General features: G+C 47.3%; 12 protein-coding genes. 2 read left to right on the forward strand and 10 right to left on the reverse strand.

The genetic code is table 11. The features are described 5' to 3' along the window. Positions 1-43 precede the first annotated feature (43 nt). From BIT28_RS15340 to BIT28_RS15365, 6 genes are all read right to left on the reverse strand, one after another. The gene (locus BIT28_RS15340) at positions 44-3727 is read right to left on the reverse strand and encodes a zinc-dependent metalloprotease (protein WP_245823705.1); all 3684 of its coding nucleotides are present in this window, start codon (positions 3725-3727) and stop codon (positions 44-46) included. A gap of 9 nt (positions 3728-3736) precedes the next feature. Beyond that, positions 3737-4591: a hypothetical protein gene (locus BIT28_RS15345; protein ID WP_075765223.1), complete on the reverse strand. Its 855-nt coding sequence runs from the start codon at positions 4589-4591 to the stop codon at positions 3737-3739. Between the two features lie 734 nt (positions 4592-5325). Beyond that, on the reverse strand, positions 5326-7191 hold the full coding sequence (locus tag BIT28_RS15350) for an MFS transporter (RefSeq protein WP_075765225.1): 1866 nt from the start codon (positions 7189-7191) through the stop codon (positions 5326-5328). A gap of 154 nt (positions 7192-7345) precedes the next feature. Then, positions 7346-7807 (reverse strand): GNAT family N-acetyltransferase, encoded by a 462-nt coding sequence (locus tag BIT28_RS15355; protein WP_075765227.1) that lies wholly within the window; start codon positions 7805-7807, stop codon positions 7346-7348. Between the two features lie 26 nt (positions 7808-7833). Then, entirely contained in the window at positions 7834-8298 is a 465-nt protein-coding gene (locus tag BIT28_RS15360; protein ID WP_075765229.1) for a MarR family winged helix-turn-helix transcriptional regulator, read from the reverse strand. Continuing rightward, positions 8295-8918, reverse strand: a complete 624-nt coding sequence (locus BIT28_RS15365) for a DJ-1/PfpI family protein (protein ID WP_075765406.1) — start codon at positions 8916-8918, stop codon at positions 8295-8297. Before BIT28_RS15365 ends, BIT28_RS15360 begins: the two co-directional genes overlap by 4 nt. Positions 8919-9184: 266 nt before the next feature. Between BIT28_RS15365 and BIT28_RS15370 the strand changes: the two genes are divergently transcribed. Further along, positions 9185-10561 carry an L-serine ammonia-lyase gene (locus tag BIT28_RS15370; protein WP_075765231.1) on the forward strand — a complete coding sequence of 459 codons (1377 nt, stop codon included), beginning with the start codon at positions 9185-9187 and terminating at the stop codon, positions 10559-10561. An 86-nt stretch (positions 10562-10647) separates the two neighbouring features. Here BIT28_RS15370 and BIT28_RS15375 read toward each other — a convergent pair whose 3' ends face one another. From BIT28_RS15375 to BIT28_RS15390, 4 genes are all read right to left on the reverse strand, one after another. Next, a complete protein-coding gene (locus tag BIT28_RS15375) occupies positions 10648-11535 on the reverse strand; it encodes a DMT family transporter (RefSeq protein ID WP_075765233.1) in 888 nt (295 codons plus the stop codon). Positions 11536-11573: 38 nt separating this feature from the next. Beyond that, complete coding sequence (locus BIT28_RS15380) at positions 11574-12314, reverse strand: DeoR/GlpR family DNA-binding transcription regulator (RefSeq protein ID WP_075765236.1); 741 nt, start codon at positions 12312-12314, stop codon at positions 11574-11576. An 86-nt stretch (positions 12315-12400) separates the two neighbouring features. Then, positions 12401-14824, reverse strand: coding sequence for a formate C-acetyltransferase/glycerol dehydratase family glycyl radical enzyme (locus tag BIT28_RS15385; protein ID WP_075765238.1), 2424 nt, complete (start codon positions 14822-14824; stop codon positions 12401-12403). A gap of 2 nt (positions 14825-14826) precedes the next feature. Beyond that, a complete protein-coding gene (locus BIT28_RS15390) occupies positions 14827-15726 on the reverse strand; it encodes a glycyl-radical enzyme activating protein (RefSeq protein WP_075765240.1) in 900 nt (299 codons plus the stop codon). Positions 15727-15880: 154 nt separating this feature from the next. On the opposite strand from BIT28_RS15390, the gene BIT28_RS15395 reads away from it, so the two are divergent. Next, positions 15881-16555 (forward strand): fructose-6-phosphate aldolase, encoded by a 675-nt coding sequence (locus tag BIT28_RS15395; RefSeq protein ID WP_075765242.1) that lies wholly within the window; start codon positions 15881-15883, stop codon positions 16553-16555. Positions 16556-16746: the final 191 nt, after the last annotated feature.

Below are 16746 nucleotides of genomic sequence, written 5' to 3' on the forward strand. Positions count from 1 at the left end.
CCGGGGCCTTCATTCATATTGCGAGGCTTGATAAAGCGCTCAATTAATGACTTAGTAAATCACTCTCAAGGCTTGCAGTCGAATTATAGACAGGCAGATTTTCCAGGCTTTGTTTCTGATAAGCATATTGCTTGGCTAACAAGGCCTTCTTGGTTTCATCCTGATAGTCAGCAAGTGCAATCACGCTTAACTGAACAGCAGTCAAATCAGCACCACTTTTCTCTGCTGCAGACAAGGCATCAAAGTCACGAACAAATTTGATCATAGCCTGAGCATAAGTGTTATCTGCCGCCGCATAATACGTTTTACCGTTACTGCGGACATAAGTCAGTGGATCAACCTGCCAGCCTGGCTCGCCGCGCATGGTAATTGATCGGGCGAATACCTCATCACGTTGATCTGACATATTTCCGGCCGAATGTTTGACCATAGCCGTCAAGATAGCCTTAATCAACGAAGCTTCTTTATACTTGGGCAGGCCAAAGTAGTTACGAACTGAATAGCTACCCTGGTAAGGCATCTGCTCCAGAGTATCATCCCAGGTAATGCCGCTAAACTCCCCCTTCGGCGCAACAGTATTGCCCTGATCATCTAGAAATGAAAAGTTCAGCTTTTTACCAAGTATAAGTGCATCGAACAAGCCTTTCGTCGGGTCTGTGTAATAAAAGTCATCTGTAACACCATTTAGATCCGCTAGTGCTATATCTGAACGATCTGTCGAAGATCTCGTACCGACACGGTCAACCAATGTCGCTGCCGCCGCCAACTTATCACCCCATTGACCGAGGTAGTCAATATAGTTGGAGTAGTTATTAACCGGAGCCGGACGAGGCGCCTTACCACTATTAAGGTATTTACCCACTTCAGCAGTCACAACAGCCGGAGCTACCGAATCTTTCACGCTGTCATCAAAACAACTCTCTGGAACCTGGTTAATCGCAAAGTTATTTCGATTGCCCCATTCACCAATGATTTCAGCCAGCTTACGGTACTCATAATTGTCATTACCTTCACTGTTTGTTGTTTTTAGCTCACAAACATGATCCGGTTCCAGGATAATATCGATAAGTTTATTTCGAACGTCATTTACTGCTATAGCACTACTACAGAAATACTCGTATGAGAAAGAGGTGTGATCGACATCTTCACCATTACAGATAGACATTCCCTTTGCTACATACATGCGATCACCTAAGTTATTCAACCAAGAGTGCTCTTCGGTAAGAAACTCAGTATATCGATCATAATTATGAATCACATTCCGCCAATCTTGGAACTCTCTGATACGACGGAGAGCATAAGCAGAGATCGTATCTTCATCGAAGTTCGCAGAACTACCACGAATAGTACGGGTGTAGTACAAATCATCATAACGCTCTTGTTCATAGGCAATAATCTCAGCCACGTTGCGCCCTTCATCATGGCGGTTGCAGTCAACGTTTAGTGATACGTTACCGTCTGTACAATATTTATATTCTTTCAGTGATTTAGACGAGTCACTCTTCAACCTGGCTTCCATAGCAGCCACAATACCGTCATAAGCTTCGTGATCCGCTCCAAGCGGGTTTTCTTTATCAAACAGCGCCTTATACAGGGACTTATCCAGCTCAGCAACATTTTCAAATTGTGACTGAGTAGACGTGGATTTAGTGCCGTCTTCAGCGGTAACCTCTACACCTGTAAGTGTTTCCAGCTCACGCTTATAACCAAAACGCAGTGCTGCAAGATCATAAGGACCATATACAGGCAGTGCATTCAGCATAGATGGGTTGTAATCCATGATTGAGGTGTAACCTGGTACGGCTTTAAGACCATGCTCATGCGCTTCTTCCTCAGTGAAGTAGTTATTCGCATCATTACTGCCCTTAAAGTTATGGCGCAAACCCAAGTTATGACCAAGTTCGTGAACGATAGTCTTGCCGTAGTAGACACCAGCAAGGTAGATACCCAGTTTAGCCTTTACCGTCTCATCCAGTTCATCCCATTTTTTCAGCTTGCCGACTTCGCCAACAGCGCCTTCTTTCCAAAGCGTAGGAGCCTGGAAGTCAAATGAGCGACCACCAATTACGGAAGGCATGGTTTTGATCGTTGCACCCAGGCGCATCTCTGAAACCGGGAACATATTGTTCTCAGACCACAAACGGCGCTCAAGCTTCTTAAGCAGGTCCATCTTATACACGGCATTACTTTCATCACCGTTATTCCTTACCTCCTGATAAGCTCGCAGCACCTGCTCTAGCGTCTCTTCAGCCTCCGGTTCTTGAACTTTATCAAGATTAACATCCTGCTGGGCACTGCCCAGATCCATTGCTTCGGTGACTGCCGAAACTACCTCTGTCTCCGTACCGCTGCTATCAGCAGCAGAGCCTTCATCGGGGGTATCATCCTCTGCATGCGAATTTAATACATGCACAATCCGGTCGTTGTTATAGTCAGTAACGATATTATCCCACAACCAGTCAGAGATAGAGCGAAGCACGCCAGAGTACTGGTTTACATGAGCGTGAACAATTTCACCGGTTAACGGGTTAGCCGCTGAAGGGCCGTAACCCGCCAGACCATTGGACAATGGCTCATCAATCAGGTTAATCACATTATACCGCAGGTCTCCCGGCTGTTTACCTGATGGCTCTACCAGTCGGATTGGAGGCACACCAACTTTCACCAGTTGCTTGTTTATCTTAGCAATAGCATCGATAGTGATTTGCTTAAAGAATTTGGTATCTTCGTTCTCATCAAAGCTGTCAGATAGGTGGTATACCAGCGCTTCGGATTTCGGATTAAAGCGATGCAGATATTCAAACTTTTGCTCGAAGCCCCCTGAAATATAAGAGACATCCGTTGTTGTATGACTATTCGCAAAGAAACCATAGGCGTTATCATCACCATTACGGTAGATAATAGGCTCATAATCTTTTGAACGAACAAGATCCAATGGAACCAGTGAATAGAACTGAGAAGCCGTAAAGCTCATCTCACCCATATTCCAGTCAGTCTGGCTTAGAGCATTGATCATACAGCTCCAGTTATTGGCAACAGTGTAGTCCTGCTCCAACTCAAAATTAATTGAGCCGTCTGCTGCTATCTCATACCCCTTCCAGCCGGTATCAGAATTAACAGCCAGTCTTGCTGAACCTACCGGCGTGATACAACCATCAGCAAAGGTGAATAAGTCATCCCAGGTACGCTCTTCGATAGTTACGTCCTGAAATTCTGGGCGGAAGTATTTACGCTCCTGCCAAGCCACCTCGTCTGTATCAACTTGTTCTTCTTCATTAATACAGTCGCCATAGCTATCTTCAGCACACTGGTAATCAACAAAATCTCCCGGTAGAGAGATAATTGGCGCATTGGCGTCGGTATCTCTGACCCAACGCCCCAGATCACCACTGTCCAGTTGTTCCTGATTAATTACATCAGGACTTAGTTCGCGAACCTCAAGTCGACCGGATGAAGCATAGTCCGAGTTTGCATCATAGCTAAGGGTAACCAGCTTTTCCTGACCCTGAGTAAAAGGAGACATCGACACTGCATATTTTGGTGCACGCCCCATCGACGGCATATACAGATAAACCTGATCGGTTTTTATCTGTGACTTTTCGATCTGCTCCTGAGGTTTAGGCAAAGTATCGTATGCCTGATCATCGGCACCACAACCAGCCAATGCTGTTGCTATAGCTGACACCAACGCCAGCTTCCTAAATAAAATTTGTTTTTCCTTTCTCATTTTTCTTCCTTAAAACGAGAGACTTATATTTGCGCCAAATATTGCCTTGTCGCTATCAAATAACTCGAGATCACCCAGATTTCCTCGCTCGGCATCGGTATAAAATCCTGATGTTGATGCGCTAAGCGAGCCGGACAAAACATCTGTAAACTGGTATTCCACATAAGCAGATGCTCCGTAATCAAAAGTGTCACGGCGGGTCCCCTGATAACTAACGGTATTTCCGACCAAAGCCGAAACTCCTGTCGAAAACTTGTTCCGTGAATAATCAGCAGCCATGGATAAGCTATATATCCATTCTGTTAGCGAACGCCCTCCGGCAGTTTTATATTGGTGAAAGTTTTTCCTTATTCTGGGTGAAACGGATATATCCGCTTCCCATACTTTAAAACCGACCGGAAGATCAATACGCAAAGCGGTTTGTAGATCATCATCCCGGGACGCTTCTGAAGTAGGGATAGTCAGTTGACCTGATAAGTCAATCGTTCCGCTTTCTCCAAAGTTATATATAGAATAACGCTTTAATTTGATTAAAGAATCATTCCAAAAGTCTCCTGTTTCATCTTCGAGTGCTCGGTATGCGCCAGTTACAAAATACACTTTATACTGTTTGTTAATTGGTGAGTTTAGTGACAAATCCCAAGATAAATTACGCACCGAACGGTGATCGTCTTTATCATAGATATTTGACTCATAGCCAAAGGTTAAGCTACCACCTAACTTGTATCCAACTACTTCTGTGTTATTTTGACTCGTTTCTTCAGTCGTCTGCTCAGAGTTTACTGCTGCCACTGATGACAAAGAAAACAGTGAAGAAATAGCCAGCGCAGCTATCCGAACACAATAAGAGTGTGTGTTCTGCATACTATTATCCTGTGAAAATACAACTCAAGATATTGTTGATTGTCGTTATTATTTATTAACTCAGCATAAAATTCCGAGCATGAACTAATCTAATTACAATACCTTGGCGACCTAATAATCTCGCTGTTTATTATCCTCCTCAACATTTCCATTCTAAATTAATGAGTTAATATAAAAACAATAACACTCCCTACCCACCAAGCTAGTTGATAGGCTGCTTATTAAAAGCTGATATATTGCAAACTGCTATAACAAAAATATTGAATCAGGCTCAAGGTGACACGTTAAACCACTCATTGAAGTGATTAATGATTATCAATCATTATTGAAATCACAACTAATCATGAAAGCTAACTACTTATTTGCCACAATTTAATATCGGTACGGATCAGCTGTTTACTCAACAAACCCGGTTCAATAAACCAAGTCTGAATAGCTTTTATGATTTGAGTCCAATCAATGCAGTGGAGTAGGTATCCGGAGGGGCTATGTGAGTTATAAAGTCCATTTTAAAATCCATTTATTATCCGTGCTTCAAGAGCTGTGTAAAAATCCATCTAGAGTAAAAAATCTAATCAAGTCCAATATATTATGCAACAGTTGTAACAAAGTTATTTTTTGAACTATAAAACGGAACCGGAAGTCTCATATAGTGATACTTTTTTGCTTGCAATAAAGCTCAACCTGCCTATGAAAAGCAGGTTGAGCGAGTAGTGACTATGTGATTCGAGCTCTTAGCTGGCTATCAACTGCTGTACTTTCGCCTGCAAATCTTTCGCCGACACCTGTTCCGGTTCGACTGCCTTGCCGGCAACAATCTCTACTTTTGACCAGAAACGAGATGGCAAAGTCGTAAACGCACGTCCTCTTTCATGACTAAAGAACGAGCCCCAAACGCCAATCAAACCTAAAGGAACAACCGGTACTGGGTTACGACTGATGATCTTCTCTATTCCTTTTTTAAACTCGTTCATCTCACCAGTTTTAGTCAACTTGCCTTCGGGAAAGATGCAGACAATCTCACCAGCAGCTAACTCCTCGCTAATCCTGTCAAAGGCCTGCTTATAGACTGTCGGTGACCTTCCCTGCGCGCAAATGGGAATGGCTTTAACCCACTTAAAGAAATACTTTGCTACCGGCATATTGGCGATGCCTCTGTCCATTACAAACCTCACCGGACGACGGCATGCGCCTGCTATCAACAACGCATCAACGTAGCTAACATGGTTACAGACCAATACCGCAGCCCCACTTTCGGGAATATTATCCAAACCTTTGTAGTTAAGGCGGTATACAGTGCGCGTCAGCAACCAGACTACAAAACGCAGCATAAACTCATGGACCTGTGAAAATACGTAGATGGCTACCAGCGCATTGCCAACCGACAGCACAAGGAACAATTCAAGGATAGAGAGCTCAAACACATTCAGCAGAAAGACTGCAACAGCCGCACTCAACACCATAAACAAAGCGTTCATAACATTATTGGCAGCAATAATCTGGGCACGACTTTTTTCTTCACTGCGTTGTTGGATCAGAGCATTAAGCGGCACGACAAAGATACCGCCGAAGGCACTTACCATGGCCAAATCAAATAGCATCCGAAGATTTTCGCCATAAGTAACGAATTCACTAGCTGTAATACCCGACTCGACAACAACCTGCTGGCTGGCAAAGTACAAATCAAAACCGAATACACTTATACCAATGGCACCAACAGGAATAATGCCCAACTCAACCTGACCGCCGGATAACTTTTCGCAAAGCAGCGATCCGACAGCAATGCCAACAGAGAAGATGGTCAGCAATACAGTCACCAACTGAGGATTGCCCCCCAGATAATCACGGGCAAAGTTCGGCAGTTGAGTTAAATATGTCGCGCCAATAAACCAGAACCAACTAATAGCCAGTATTGACAGGAAGATCGTGCGATCTTTACGAGCATGATTAACTGTTCTGACCAACTGGGTGAAGGGATTCCAGTTCACCACCAGTGATGGATCATTCGCCTTGGCGTGTGGTATCAAACGGCTGCTCAGGTACCCTAACACAGCAAGCGAGAGCACAGCTCCCGTCACCAATAGCGTTGAATCCTCGGTGGTAAATAGCAAACCGGCAGCGACCGTACCCCCGAGAATCGCCACAAATGTCCCCATTTCAACAACCGCATTGCCCCCCACCAGCTCACGGTCGGTCAGATGCTGTGGCATCAGGGCAAACTTTACCGGTCCGAACAACGCAGACTGGGCTCCCATCAGGAACAGGATCACCAGCAGTGCCGGCACATAGTTAAACCACAGGACGATTGCACCTCCGGACATAATGGCAATTTCAGCCAATTTTATTTTCCGGATCAGCGCAGACTTCTCGTACTTGTCTGCCAGTTGTCCACCAATTGGTGAGAGCAGGAAGAATGGCAGGATAAACAATCCGGCAGCCAGGTTGATTAAAGAAGTACTTTCCGCCTGACTGTAAATCCCGGAGAACGCAATAAACAGTAGCAACACATTCTTAAATAGGTTGTCGTTAAACGCCCCTAACGCCTGTGTACCAAAGAAAGGAAGAAAACGTCTCTTCCCCAACAATGTAAACTGATTCATGTCCTGCCCCTTGCTGTATTCGATCTTTGATTTCCCTTGATGATGCTAATCTACACCACAATCGAACGCTGTTCAATTATATTTTGCAGTATTATTGAGCACAGTTATGAAAGCTAAGGGCATAGAGCTGGATGCTGTAACTTTAGCTCAATCGTTACAATGGCTTAGAGAGAAGATATTGTTTCGACTTGAAACCAGCCTTTGCGTAGCATTGATTGGCAACACTGTTGTTCGCCCAAACATGGAGCTCGACACTCTCTGCGCCATGTTCTTTGGCCCAAGCTTCAAAGTGACAAATCAAGCTTTTCGCATACCCCTGACCGCGGGCAGTTTCGGCAACGACCAGCTCTTCAACATACCCGTAGCTTCGTGGTCGATTCCAGCGCTTTCCCTCTACTTTAACGACATTTCCCAGTAATACCCCAGCAACACCATTTTGCTCTACAACATATAGGTATTGATTATCATCAGACAGAATTTCTGTTAGTTCAGACTCAGTCAGGACATCTTTCGTCCGATTAACAACATCCGGAGCAAGCGCTGCGTTGTGCTCATTTTCAATCATGAACAGCTCTACCAGCGGCTTGTAATCTTCAGGCTTTGCTTTTCTAATCATTGTGTTTTCCTAGTTATTTTCATTTGTTAACTGGCAGGGTCCTCATTTTCCTGCAAGTCAACAACCTCAAGTGCATATTGCAGTTCAGTAAGCGCTTCTGACAACTCGGCCATTCGCTCTTTGCCAAGTTTGATTTCAAGCCGATTTGCAAAATTAGCATGTTGCGGGCCGATTTTCCCGATGGCCTCCAACCCTTTTTCTGTCGGTGTTAGCAGCATGGCTTTGCGGTGAGATGGGTTCGGCATGAACTGAATCATTCCATCTTCTATCAGCTGGGTGCTGGTTCTCTGGACACTCTGTCGTGTTATGCCCATGCGACGAGCTATTTCCGCCTGCGTTAGCGGTTCGTTGAGCACCGCCCCCAGCACCTGCCAACGTGTTGCCGTCAGCCCTGCTGGCTCAGCAAGCTGATCAGCAATTTTCAAAAAACGACCATTAAGCGCAAACACTGTCAGTGCCATTGAACTCAACCTGTCTTGGCGATCACTCACTTTGAAGGTTCCTCCATCAATTGATAAAAACCTGCCGGATCCTTATGTTCAAATAACTGCCACCAGGCTTCCAGCGTATTGTCTGCAAATAGGCCAAGCATACGAAAAATCTCTGCCGCAAAGGCTACCGGCGCGACCCCGCTTGCCGTAATCAGGTTCCCACCCGTTACAGCAGGTTTATCGATATAACAGTCGCTCCCCTTGTAGCCTGTCATTTGCAGAAATTCTTTGGCATTGCTGGTATGTGGCAGCTCATCAAGTAACCCACGTTTTGCCAACGCAGCGGTCGCACCACATATTGCGGCAACAGGAACATCAGCACTCAAATAACGCGCAGCCATATCAACGAAAAGTTCGATCCCACCCTCTGCTGCAGTATCCGCACCCGGCAAAATCAATAGTTGGCTGTCTGTGGGTGACAGGTTATCGAGGCACATATCAGGAAGAATGCGGATCCCCCCCTTGGTCGTGATCGGCTCAAGCGTCTCACCGACAGTCCTGATCTCAAAATGTCCCGGTGATTTCTGAAATTCTGCTGAGTTGATATGAGCAACGACATAGCCATACTCCCAGTCGGCCATCGTGTCATACACTGCCAGATGAATTGTTGCCTTATTCATATGTAACCCCTCCCTTATAAAATTGACAGCATGCTTACACTTTGACAGCGCGCTGTCAATTTTATTGTTAATTCTAAGGATCAGATCTGCCATTTCTTATCATCTATTCCTTATAGCTATTTTTCTCAGAGGTGTGATGTAGATTAAGTTTCCTAAAAGAAACCTTTGTTCATCACAGTGGAATTTGTCTAATATGTTTCGCAATTGTTAAGAAACATGGCGAACGCAGCAGTCCTCGCCCGTTAGAAAAGCATGGAGACAGGTAAATGCCACATAGTATTTTTGAGCTATTCAAGGTTGGAGTCGGCCCTTCCAGCTCCCATACTGTAGGACCGATGGCAGCGGCTGCAGGCTTTGCCACTTTCTTAGTTGAGCAAGAGCTGCTTGACCAAACATTTTCGGTGAAGGTTGACCTTTATGGCTCGCTCGCCTTAACCGGCCTTGGGCATGCCACCGACATTGCCTGTGTCATGGGGCTGATGGGAGAACTCCCTGAAACGATAGAAGCCGATGACATCCCTACCATGGTCAGTATGGTTAAAGGCTCCCGCGATCTCCCATTGGCCGGCAAGCGTTTTGTTCCTTTCGACTGGTCAAAAGATATCGTGTTCCACAACGATACTTTCCTTCCGGAGCACCCTAACGGCATGACTTGTACGGCATACGATCAAGAAGGCAAGATCGTAGCCGAAAAAACCTACTTTTCTATCGGTGGCGGAGCCATTGTCGCCAAAGGTGACGCTGAACAAGAAGCGGCTTCAACATCGCCTCTTCCTTACCCGTTCAGCTCCGGAAACAAGCTATTGGCACTGTGCAATGAGCACCAGCTAACCATTGCCGAAATTATGCTCGCCAACGAACAGGCGCGTAATAACGAGGATCCAACCGCTCGACTTGATCATGTCTGGTCAGTAATGGATCAATGTATTAAGCGCGGAGTAGCACAAACAGGGGTACTGCCCGGCAGCCTCAAGCTCAAGCGTCGTGCTAACAAAATCCACCAGGATCTGACGGCAAGAGAAGAACGTGGCGAGCAGGTAGACTCTCAGGAATGGGTCAACTTGTATGCCATGGCCGTCAACGAGGAAAATGCGGCCGGAGGCAAAGTCGTAACGGCCCCGACCAACGGTGCGGCTGGCGTGATCCCTGCTGTTCTGGCCTACTACATCCAGTTTGTCGCCCCCCAAAATCAGGACAACGTACAAAAAGGCATCCATGATTTCCTGGCAACATCAGCAGCCATCGGCTCACTGTACAAAACCAATGCTTCGATTTCAGCTGCCGAAGTCGGCTGTCAGGGAGAGATCGGAGTTGCCTGCTCTATGGCCGCCGCTGGCCTGACAGAAGTGATGGGTGGCACCCCGGAGCAGGTAGAAAATGCGGCAGAAATTGCCATGGAGCATAACCTCGGACTGACGTGCGATCCTATCGACGGCCTGGTTCAGGTGCCATGCATCGAGCGTAATACCATGGGAGCAGTAAAGGCCATTAATGCCTGCCGATTGGCCCTGAGCGGTGACGGCTCCCATCATGTCTCATTGGACGATGTCGTCAAAACCATGCACCAAACCGGGCTGGATATGATGAATCATTACAAGGAAACCTCTCTCGGCGGACTGGCGATTAATGTCACTGCCTGCTGATATCGCCTAACATCCGCTACACCAATAACCTCCGGTTTTACCGGAGGTTATTCTTTTCTCGCACCACAATCGGCGCACTACTATTGTCAGCTATTCGCAATTGCCTTCTGCCTAAGGAGCTGCTTGGGAGAAAAGCCTGTTACAAACATGGTTCCCACTACGACGAGCACCGAACCGACCAAAGTGTTCATGCCGATTTCTTCACCGAGGAAAAGGTGTCCCCAAAAAATACCGAACACAGGTATCAGGAAGGTTACCGAGAGCGCGGAAGACGCCCCTAGATCAACAATCAATCGGAAATAGATTAAATACGCGATACCTGTACACACCACGCCGAGCAAGAAGACCGCCAGAGCAATATTAAGATTAGGGTTTTCCCGAATTGGTACAAACGGCAGGAAAGGCACAACGATAAGGACCGCAGCCCACATGCTGCCATGGGCATTGTTGAACGACTCAATTTTCGGTGCATTTTTGGCGTAGTTAGAGGCAATACCATAACAAAACGCCGCCATTATCGCGGCCGTTATAGGCAAAATGGCATTCTCACCGATATTGGCAGCTTCCCAGCCAACCAACACACTTACCCCGACAATACCCATGCATAACCCGAGTAAGACGCGTTTAGACAGGGCCGTCTTAGTCCAAATCGCACCAATTATCGCCCCCCAGATAGGCGCGGTAGAGTTCAGAATCGAGAGAGAAGAAGCGTTCAGCGTCTGCGCAGAATAGGCGAACAGCAAAAATGGCAAAGCTGTATTGAACAGCCCCAGGATAAAATAGTGCCTGGCATTGGCAACAAACTGGAGGTTCTTCTTTAGGTAAAAAGAAACCGCCAGCAAGGTAATCGCCGCAAATGCTACCCTGGCTTCAATCAGAACAGCGGGCCCGAGCGGGGTTGCGGCAATGCGCATAAAAAGGAATGACCCACCCCAGATTGCAGCTAAGGTAAGAAGTCTGAAAAAGCTTGCCATATAATTCTTCCAATAAAGCGGTTAGTTGCCAGCTTGTGTTAACCACACAACACGTCTACACCCTGGCTTTTCAGAGCGTTGATATCATCTTTAGGTGCAGCATCATCGGTCAGCAAAATTGATATTTCACTGGTTTTGCCGATTGAAGACGGATAAATCTGACCAAACTTGCTGGAGTCGGTCAACACAATATTGCGGCGGTTCTTGCCGATAATCGTTTCGGCAATTTCTGCCCGCATCATATCCCGACTGGTAAAGCCGGTATCCTGGTGATAGCCGTCAATGCCCAGAAAGGCGGTGCTGAAATGAATATTCTGAATACACAGCTTGGTTAACGGGCCAACCAGGCTCTCCCCCTGATGCTGGTATACGCCGCCAAGCAAGATAATATTGGCTGCAGAGTTGCGAATAAGATGGGCAATATAGGCCGAAGGCGTAATGATCGTCACATCGCCGCGTTCAGCCAGTGTCCGGGCCAACAGTGCATTGGCACTGCCTCCTTCAATCAACACCGTTTCGTTCGGTGCCACCAGCTCGGCCGCTTTATTGGCAAGCTGCTGTTTGATATCGAAGCGGACTTCAAGACGCGCATTCACATCATCACTCTGAAGCGCCATCGCGGCGCCATGAACACGTTTCAGATAACCCTGCTGCTCAAGAAAATTAAGATCCTGACGGATGGTTACCCCCGAGACACCCACTAAATCAGACAAGTCGGTAACCTGTACCCGCTTGCGTTCGTTGACGATTTGTAAGATCTCGTTTTGTCTTGAATTCACAGCGTTTCTCCATAAAAAAGGCCGAGTCAGTGTAACTCAGCCTTCTTTCATTTGAAACTACTGTAAGCGCGTAGTTGAAAGTCTACTTACAAGTCATGCTCAGTACGGGCAATGATATCGTCCTGCGCATCTGGCGACAGCGCAGTAAAGAATGCCGAATAACCGGCTACCCGCACCACCAGATCACGGTATTGCTCAGGGTTCTTCTTCGCCGCCAGCAAGGTATCACGCGACACAATGTTGTACTGCACGTGCCAGCCCTTGTGATGGTTAAAGAAAGTACGGATCAACATAGACAGCTTCAGTTTGTCCCCTTCCGAGGCAACCGCAGCCGGTGACAGTTTCTGGTTCAGCAGAACCCCACCCAAAATCTGGTTAACCTGAATTTTGCCGACCGAGTTATAAACCGCCGTCGGTCCCAGACGGTCCGAACCTGATGACGGGCTTGCGCCTTCCGCCAGTGGTGTGGTTGCCTTGCGGCCATCTGGCGTTGCCATGGTGGATGCCCCGAATGGCACATTGGCAGAAATGCTCGAGGTACCTGCGTAGTAACCGCCACCAATTGGGCCTCGGCCGTAGCGAGTATTCACAAACTGGGCAAGCTCGTCGATATAGGCCTGATATGCTTCCGCCAGCAGGCTGTCAACGGCATCATCATCGTTACCGTATTTCGGTGCGAAGTTTATCAGGCGCTGACGAAGCTGTTCGTTCTCACTGCCGGCAAAATCTTCTGCCAATGCTTTTGCCAGTTCAGGCTGGCTGATTTGCGCCTCGTCAAACACCAGGTGCTTAACCGCTGCCAGACTGTTGCCCAGGTTGGCAATACCGACCTGCAGACCAGAAACCCAATCGTATTTTGCCCCGCCCTCTTTGACGGTTTTACCGCGTTCCAGGCAATTATCGACCAATGACGAACAGAAGATATCCTGCGCCTGCTGCTCCAGCACCGTATCGACTACAGTATCAATCTCAATCGACTTACGCGTGTAGTAACGTACCTGATCGCGCCAGGATTGCATCACTTCAGCGAAATTCGCAAAATTTCCTTTCACCAGCGATTTGTCATGCGGCAGGAAGGCCTTACCCGATGTGGCATCCACACCTTCATTGAGTGCTGCCAGCAAGATACGGGCAAAGTTGATAAAGCTCATACCCGTACAACGGTAACCCCACTTGCCCGGCACCGCCGTTTCGATACAACCGATCGAGGCATAGTTATAGGCGTCTTCTTTCTCCACACCCAGCTTGATGAACTCAGGGATCACGATTTCATCGTTGTTAAATGCCGGCATACCAAAACCGCATTTGATCACCTCGATACAGTCCATTAAAAACGCTTGGTCTAACCCTTCGTGATAACGAACACTCAGGTTTGGCTGGGTAGAACGCAGCTGGCCGCAAGATTCCAAAATCGCCCATGACAGAGGATTGACCGCATCTTCCGGCGTCCCGTCTTTATTCAGCTTCTGACCACCAATACAGACGTTTTGATACAGCGGTGAACCTGCCGATGCTTTAGAGTGTGCCCCCGAGCGGATCTTGTTAACTTCCAGCAGCTTAAGCCAGCAGCTTTGCAGCAGTTCGAGCGCAAAACCCTTCTCAATAGCGCCGTTCTCAAGATCGCGCACGTAGTAATCATTCAGGAACTGATCCATCCGGCCAAACGACACCGAGTGACCATTTGATTCAATTTGCAGCATCAGCTGAACAAAGTAGCTCAGTTGCAATGCCTGCCAGAAAGTCTCTGGAGCATCAGTAGACACATTACGGCAGTTCGCCGCAATCATTTCCAGTTCTGCCTTACGTGCCGGACGCGCTTCGTCATTTGCCATTGACTCAGCAAGCTCGGCATAGCGCACCATGTGCGCCTGGATCGCCAACAACACAATCTCGACCGCCTTATAGAACTGCTCTTTCTTCAGTCCCTCAAACGTAGACACATCATTGGTTGCACGGTACTGGCGAACTTCCTCAATCAGGCCGTTCATACCCAGCTCAAGGATCTTCTCGTTATCCACCGCAAGGTGAGCATCACCTGAGGTCATATTACCTTCGGCCTTGATGATGGTGGTTGCCAGAATGTCCTGCTGCTCGTCGGTAAACAGGCCATAACAGCGATCTTGTACTGTCTTGCCACGCCAGTAAGGTGTCAGACGGTGAATAATCTGCTTGTCTTGTTCGGTTACCGCAAACCCCGCTCCCGAGCGGTCAGCCAGCTCATCAATCTCGGCCTCAATCCAGCGAACCGTGTATTCAGGGAATATAGGTGCAGCACGCACTTTACTTGCCTGGTTACCGATCACCAGTTCATCGTGTTTGATCCAGATAGTACGTGTACGCAGGTGCTCCTCTAGCGCCAATGCACGCTGGACAATCACAGGCTTGTCTTCATTGGCTTGATAAGCCTTGGTATATGCCTCTGCACGTTCGGTACAAATCGGCGGGGTGACAATATTAACCAGCTCAGCTTTGTGTGCTTTGATGCGCTCAGGCAGAAAATTTAAGTCCATGATTAACCTCTGATGGTCACGTTAAGTTGGGTATTGTTGCTCGCGTATTGCTGTGCTCTCTGGAGCAGCTCCGGATTATTCAGCGGTTGGTCCGAACATTCGTAGGGCATATCGAGCAAGCGATATTTGTTGATGCCGAGGGTGTGGTACGGCAGCAGATGAAGCTCTTTGCAGCTTTCAAGTGAAGCTGCAAAATCAATAATTTGTTGAAGCTCTTGGTCTGTATCGTTAAAGCCCGGTACGACAGGCACACGGATCACAATACGTTTGGCAATAGGCGCCAGCTTGCGGAAGTTTTCTTTGATGCGCTTGAGCGAGCCCTTCGCCCAGCTCAGAAACTTCTCTTCATCGGTATGTTTGAGATCAGCCAGCCAGCAATCGATATGAGGCGCCGCTTTCTCGATATTCTTCCAAGGCACATGCATGCATGATTCTATCGCCGTAGGGACATCAGCATCGTGCAACCGTGTTGCGAGATCGGTCACCAAGTCTGGCTGCATAAGCGGCTCGCCGCCCGAGAAAGTCACCCCGCCACCACTTTGGTCATAAAAGGGCTTATCTTTCATTAGGGTATCGAATAGGTAGTCGCTTTCTGCCTCTTTCCCACACACAGTTAACGCCTCAGTCGGGCAAACTCTTTTCAGCGCGATTAGCTCGTCGTCCCTGATCTGCTTGCGATTGATGACAAGCGTATCGCCATCACGCTCAATGCCCTGGCTGGCACCGACGCATAGGTTGCAATCAGCCATGCAGCTTCGCTCGTCAAACAAGACAGAGTGCTTTTCACTGCGGCTTTCAGGATTTTGACACCAAGGACAAGCCAGGCTGCACCCCTTCAAAAACAAGATAGAGCGAATGCCGTCCCCGTCATGAGTCGAAAATCGTTGAATATTAAAATACATCCTATTCCTCGCTGTCGGTTTGATAGATAACCGCGACACCTTCATTAAATGAAATTATTATACTTTCAAATGAAAGCTCAATTGATCTTAATCAAGATCTAAACAACTAGCGGGATCTATAGTTTGTCTATCAACTGAAACGAGACCTATACCCATGATCGAACTCTACCTAGACACTGCCGACATTGAAGAAGTAAAGCGTTTTGATAGCTGCCTGCCACTGAAAGGGGTAACAACCAACCCGAGCATTCTGGCCAAGTCGAAGCAAGGGCTTAACGAAACCCTAAAAGGAATGAGTGAAGCATTAAGTACAACACCAAGGTTTCACGCCCAGGTAGTCAGTACCGATGTAGAGGGAATGGTTGAAGAAGCACGCCAACTCAATGAAATGCCTTATGATATGGTGGTAAAAGTACCGGCAACAGAAGTCGGCCTTGCCGCTATTAAGCTGATGAAAAAAGAAGGTATTCAGGTACTAGCCACCGCAATTTATTCCGCGCAGCAAGGTTTTCTGGCGGCACTTTGCGGTGCTGACTACCTGGCACCGTACGTAAACCGCATCGATGCCATGAATGGCAATGGTGTGGAAGTGGTTGCCGATCTTCAGTTACTGCTTGATCAGAACCAGTTGCCGACCAAGATCCTGGCGGCAAGCTTTAAGAATACCCAGCAAGCAATGGAAGTGATGAAGCTAGGTATCGAGGCCATCACACTGCCTGTCGATGTTGCCGCTCAGATGTTCGGCCACCCGGCAGTACAACCAGCGGTTGATCAGTTTGATCAAGACTGGAAAGGTGCGTTTGGAGATAAGCTTTCATTTGAAAGTTAATTGAAAATTTGAATAAACAAAAGCCACGATAACTACTAAAAACAGTTATCGTGGCTTTTGGTGTGCGACTATAGAATGCGACTATCGAGACCTTTTTAGTATATGGCTAACGTGGAATTGGACATAAACACGTTAGAGTATCAGCTTTATTTCTTGCATTTGGATAACTTGTAGTAATGCACACGATTAAG

Origin of the sequence: Photobacterium proteolyticum, from assembly GCF_001939735.1 — a bacterium.
In the GTDB taxonomy this organism is placed as follows: domain Bacteria; phylum Pseudomonadota; class Gammaproteobacteria; order Enterobacterales; family Vibrionaceae; genus Photobacterium; species Photobacterium proteolyticum.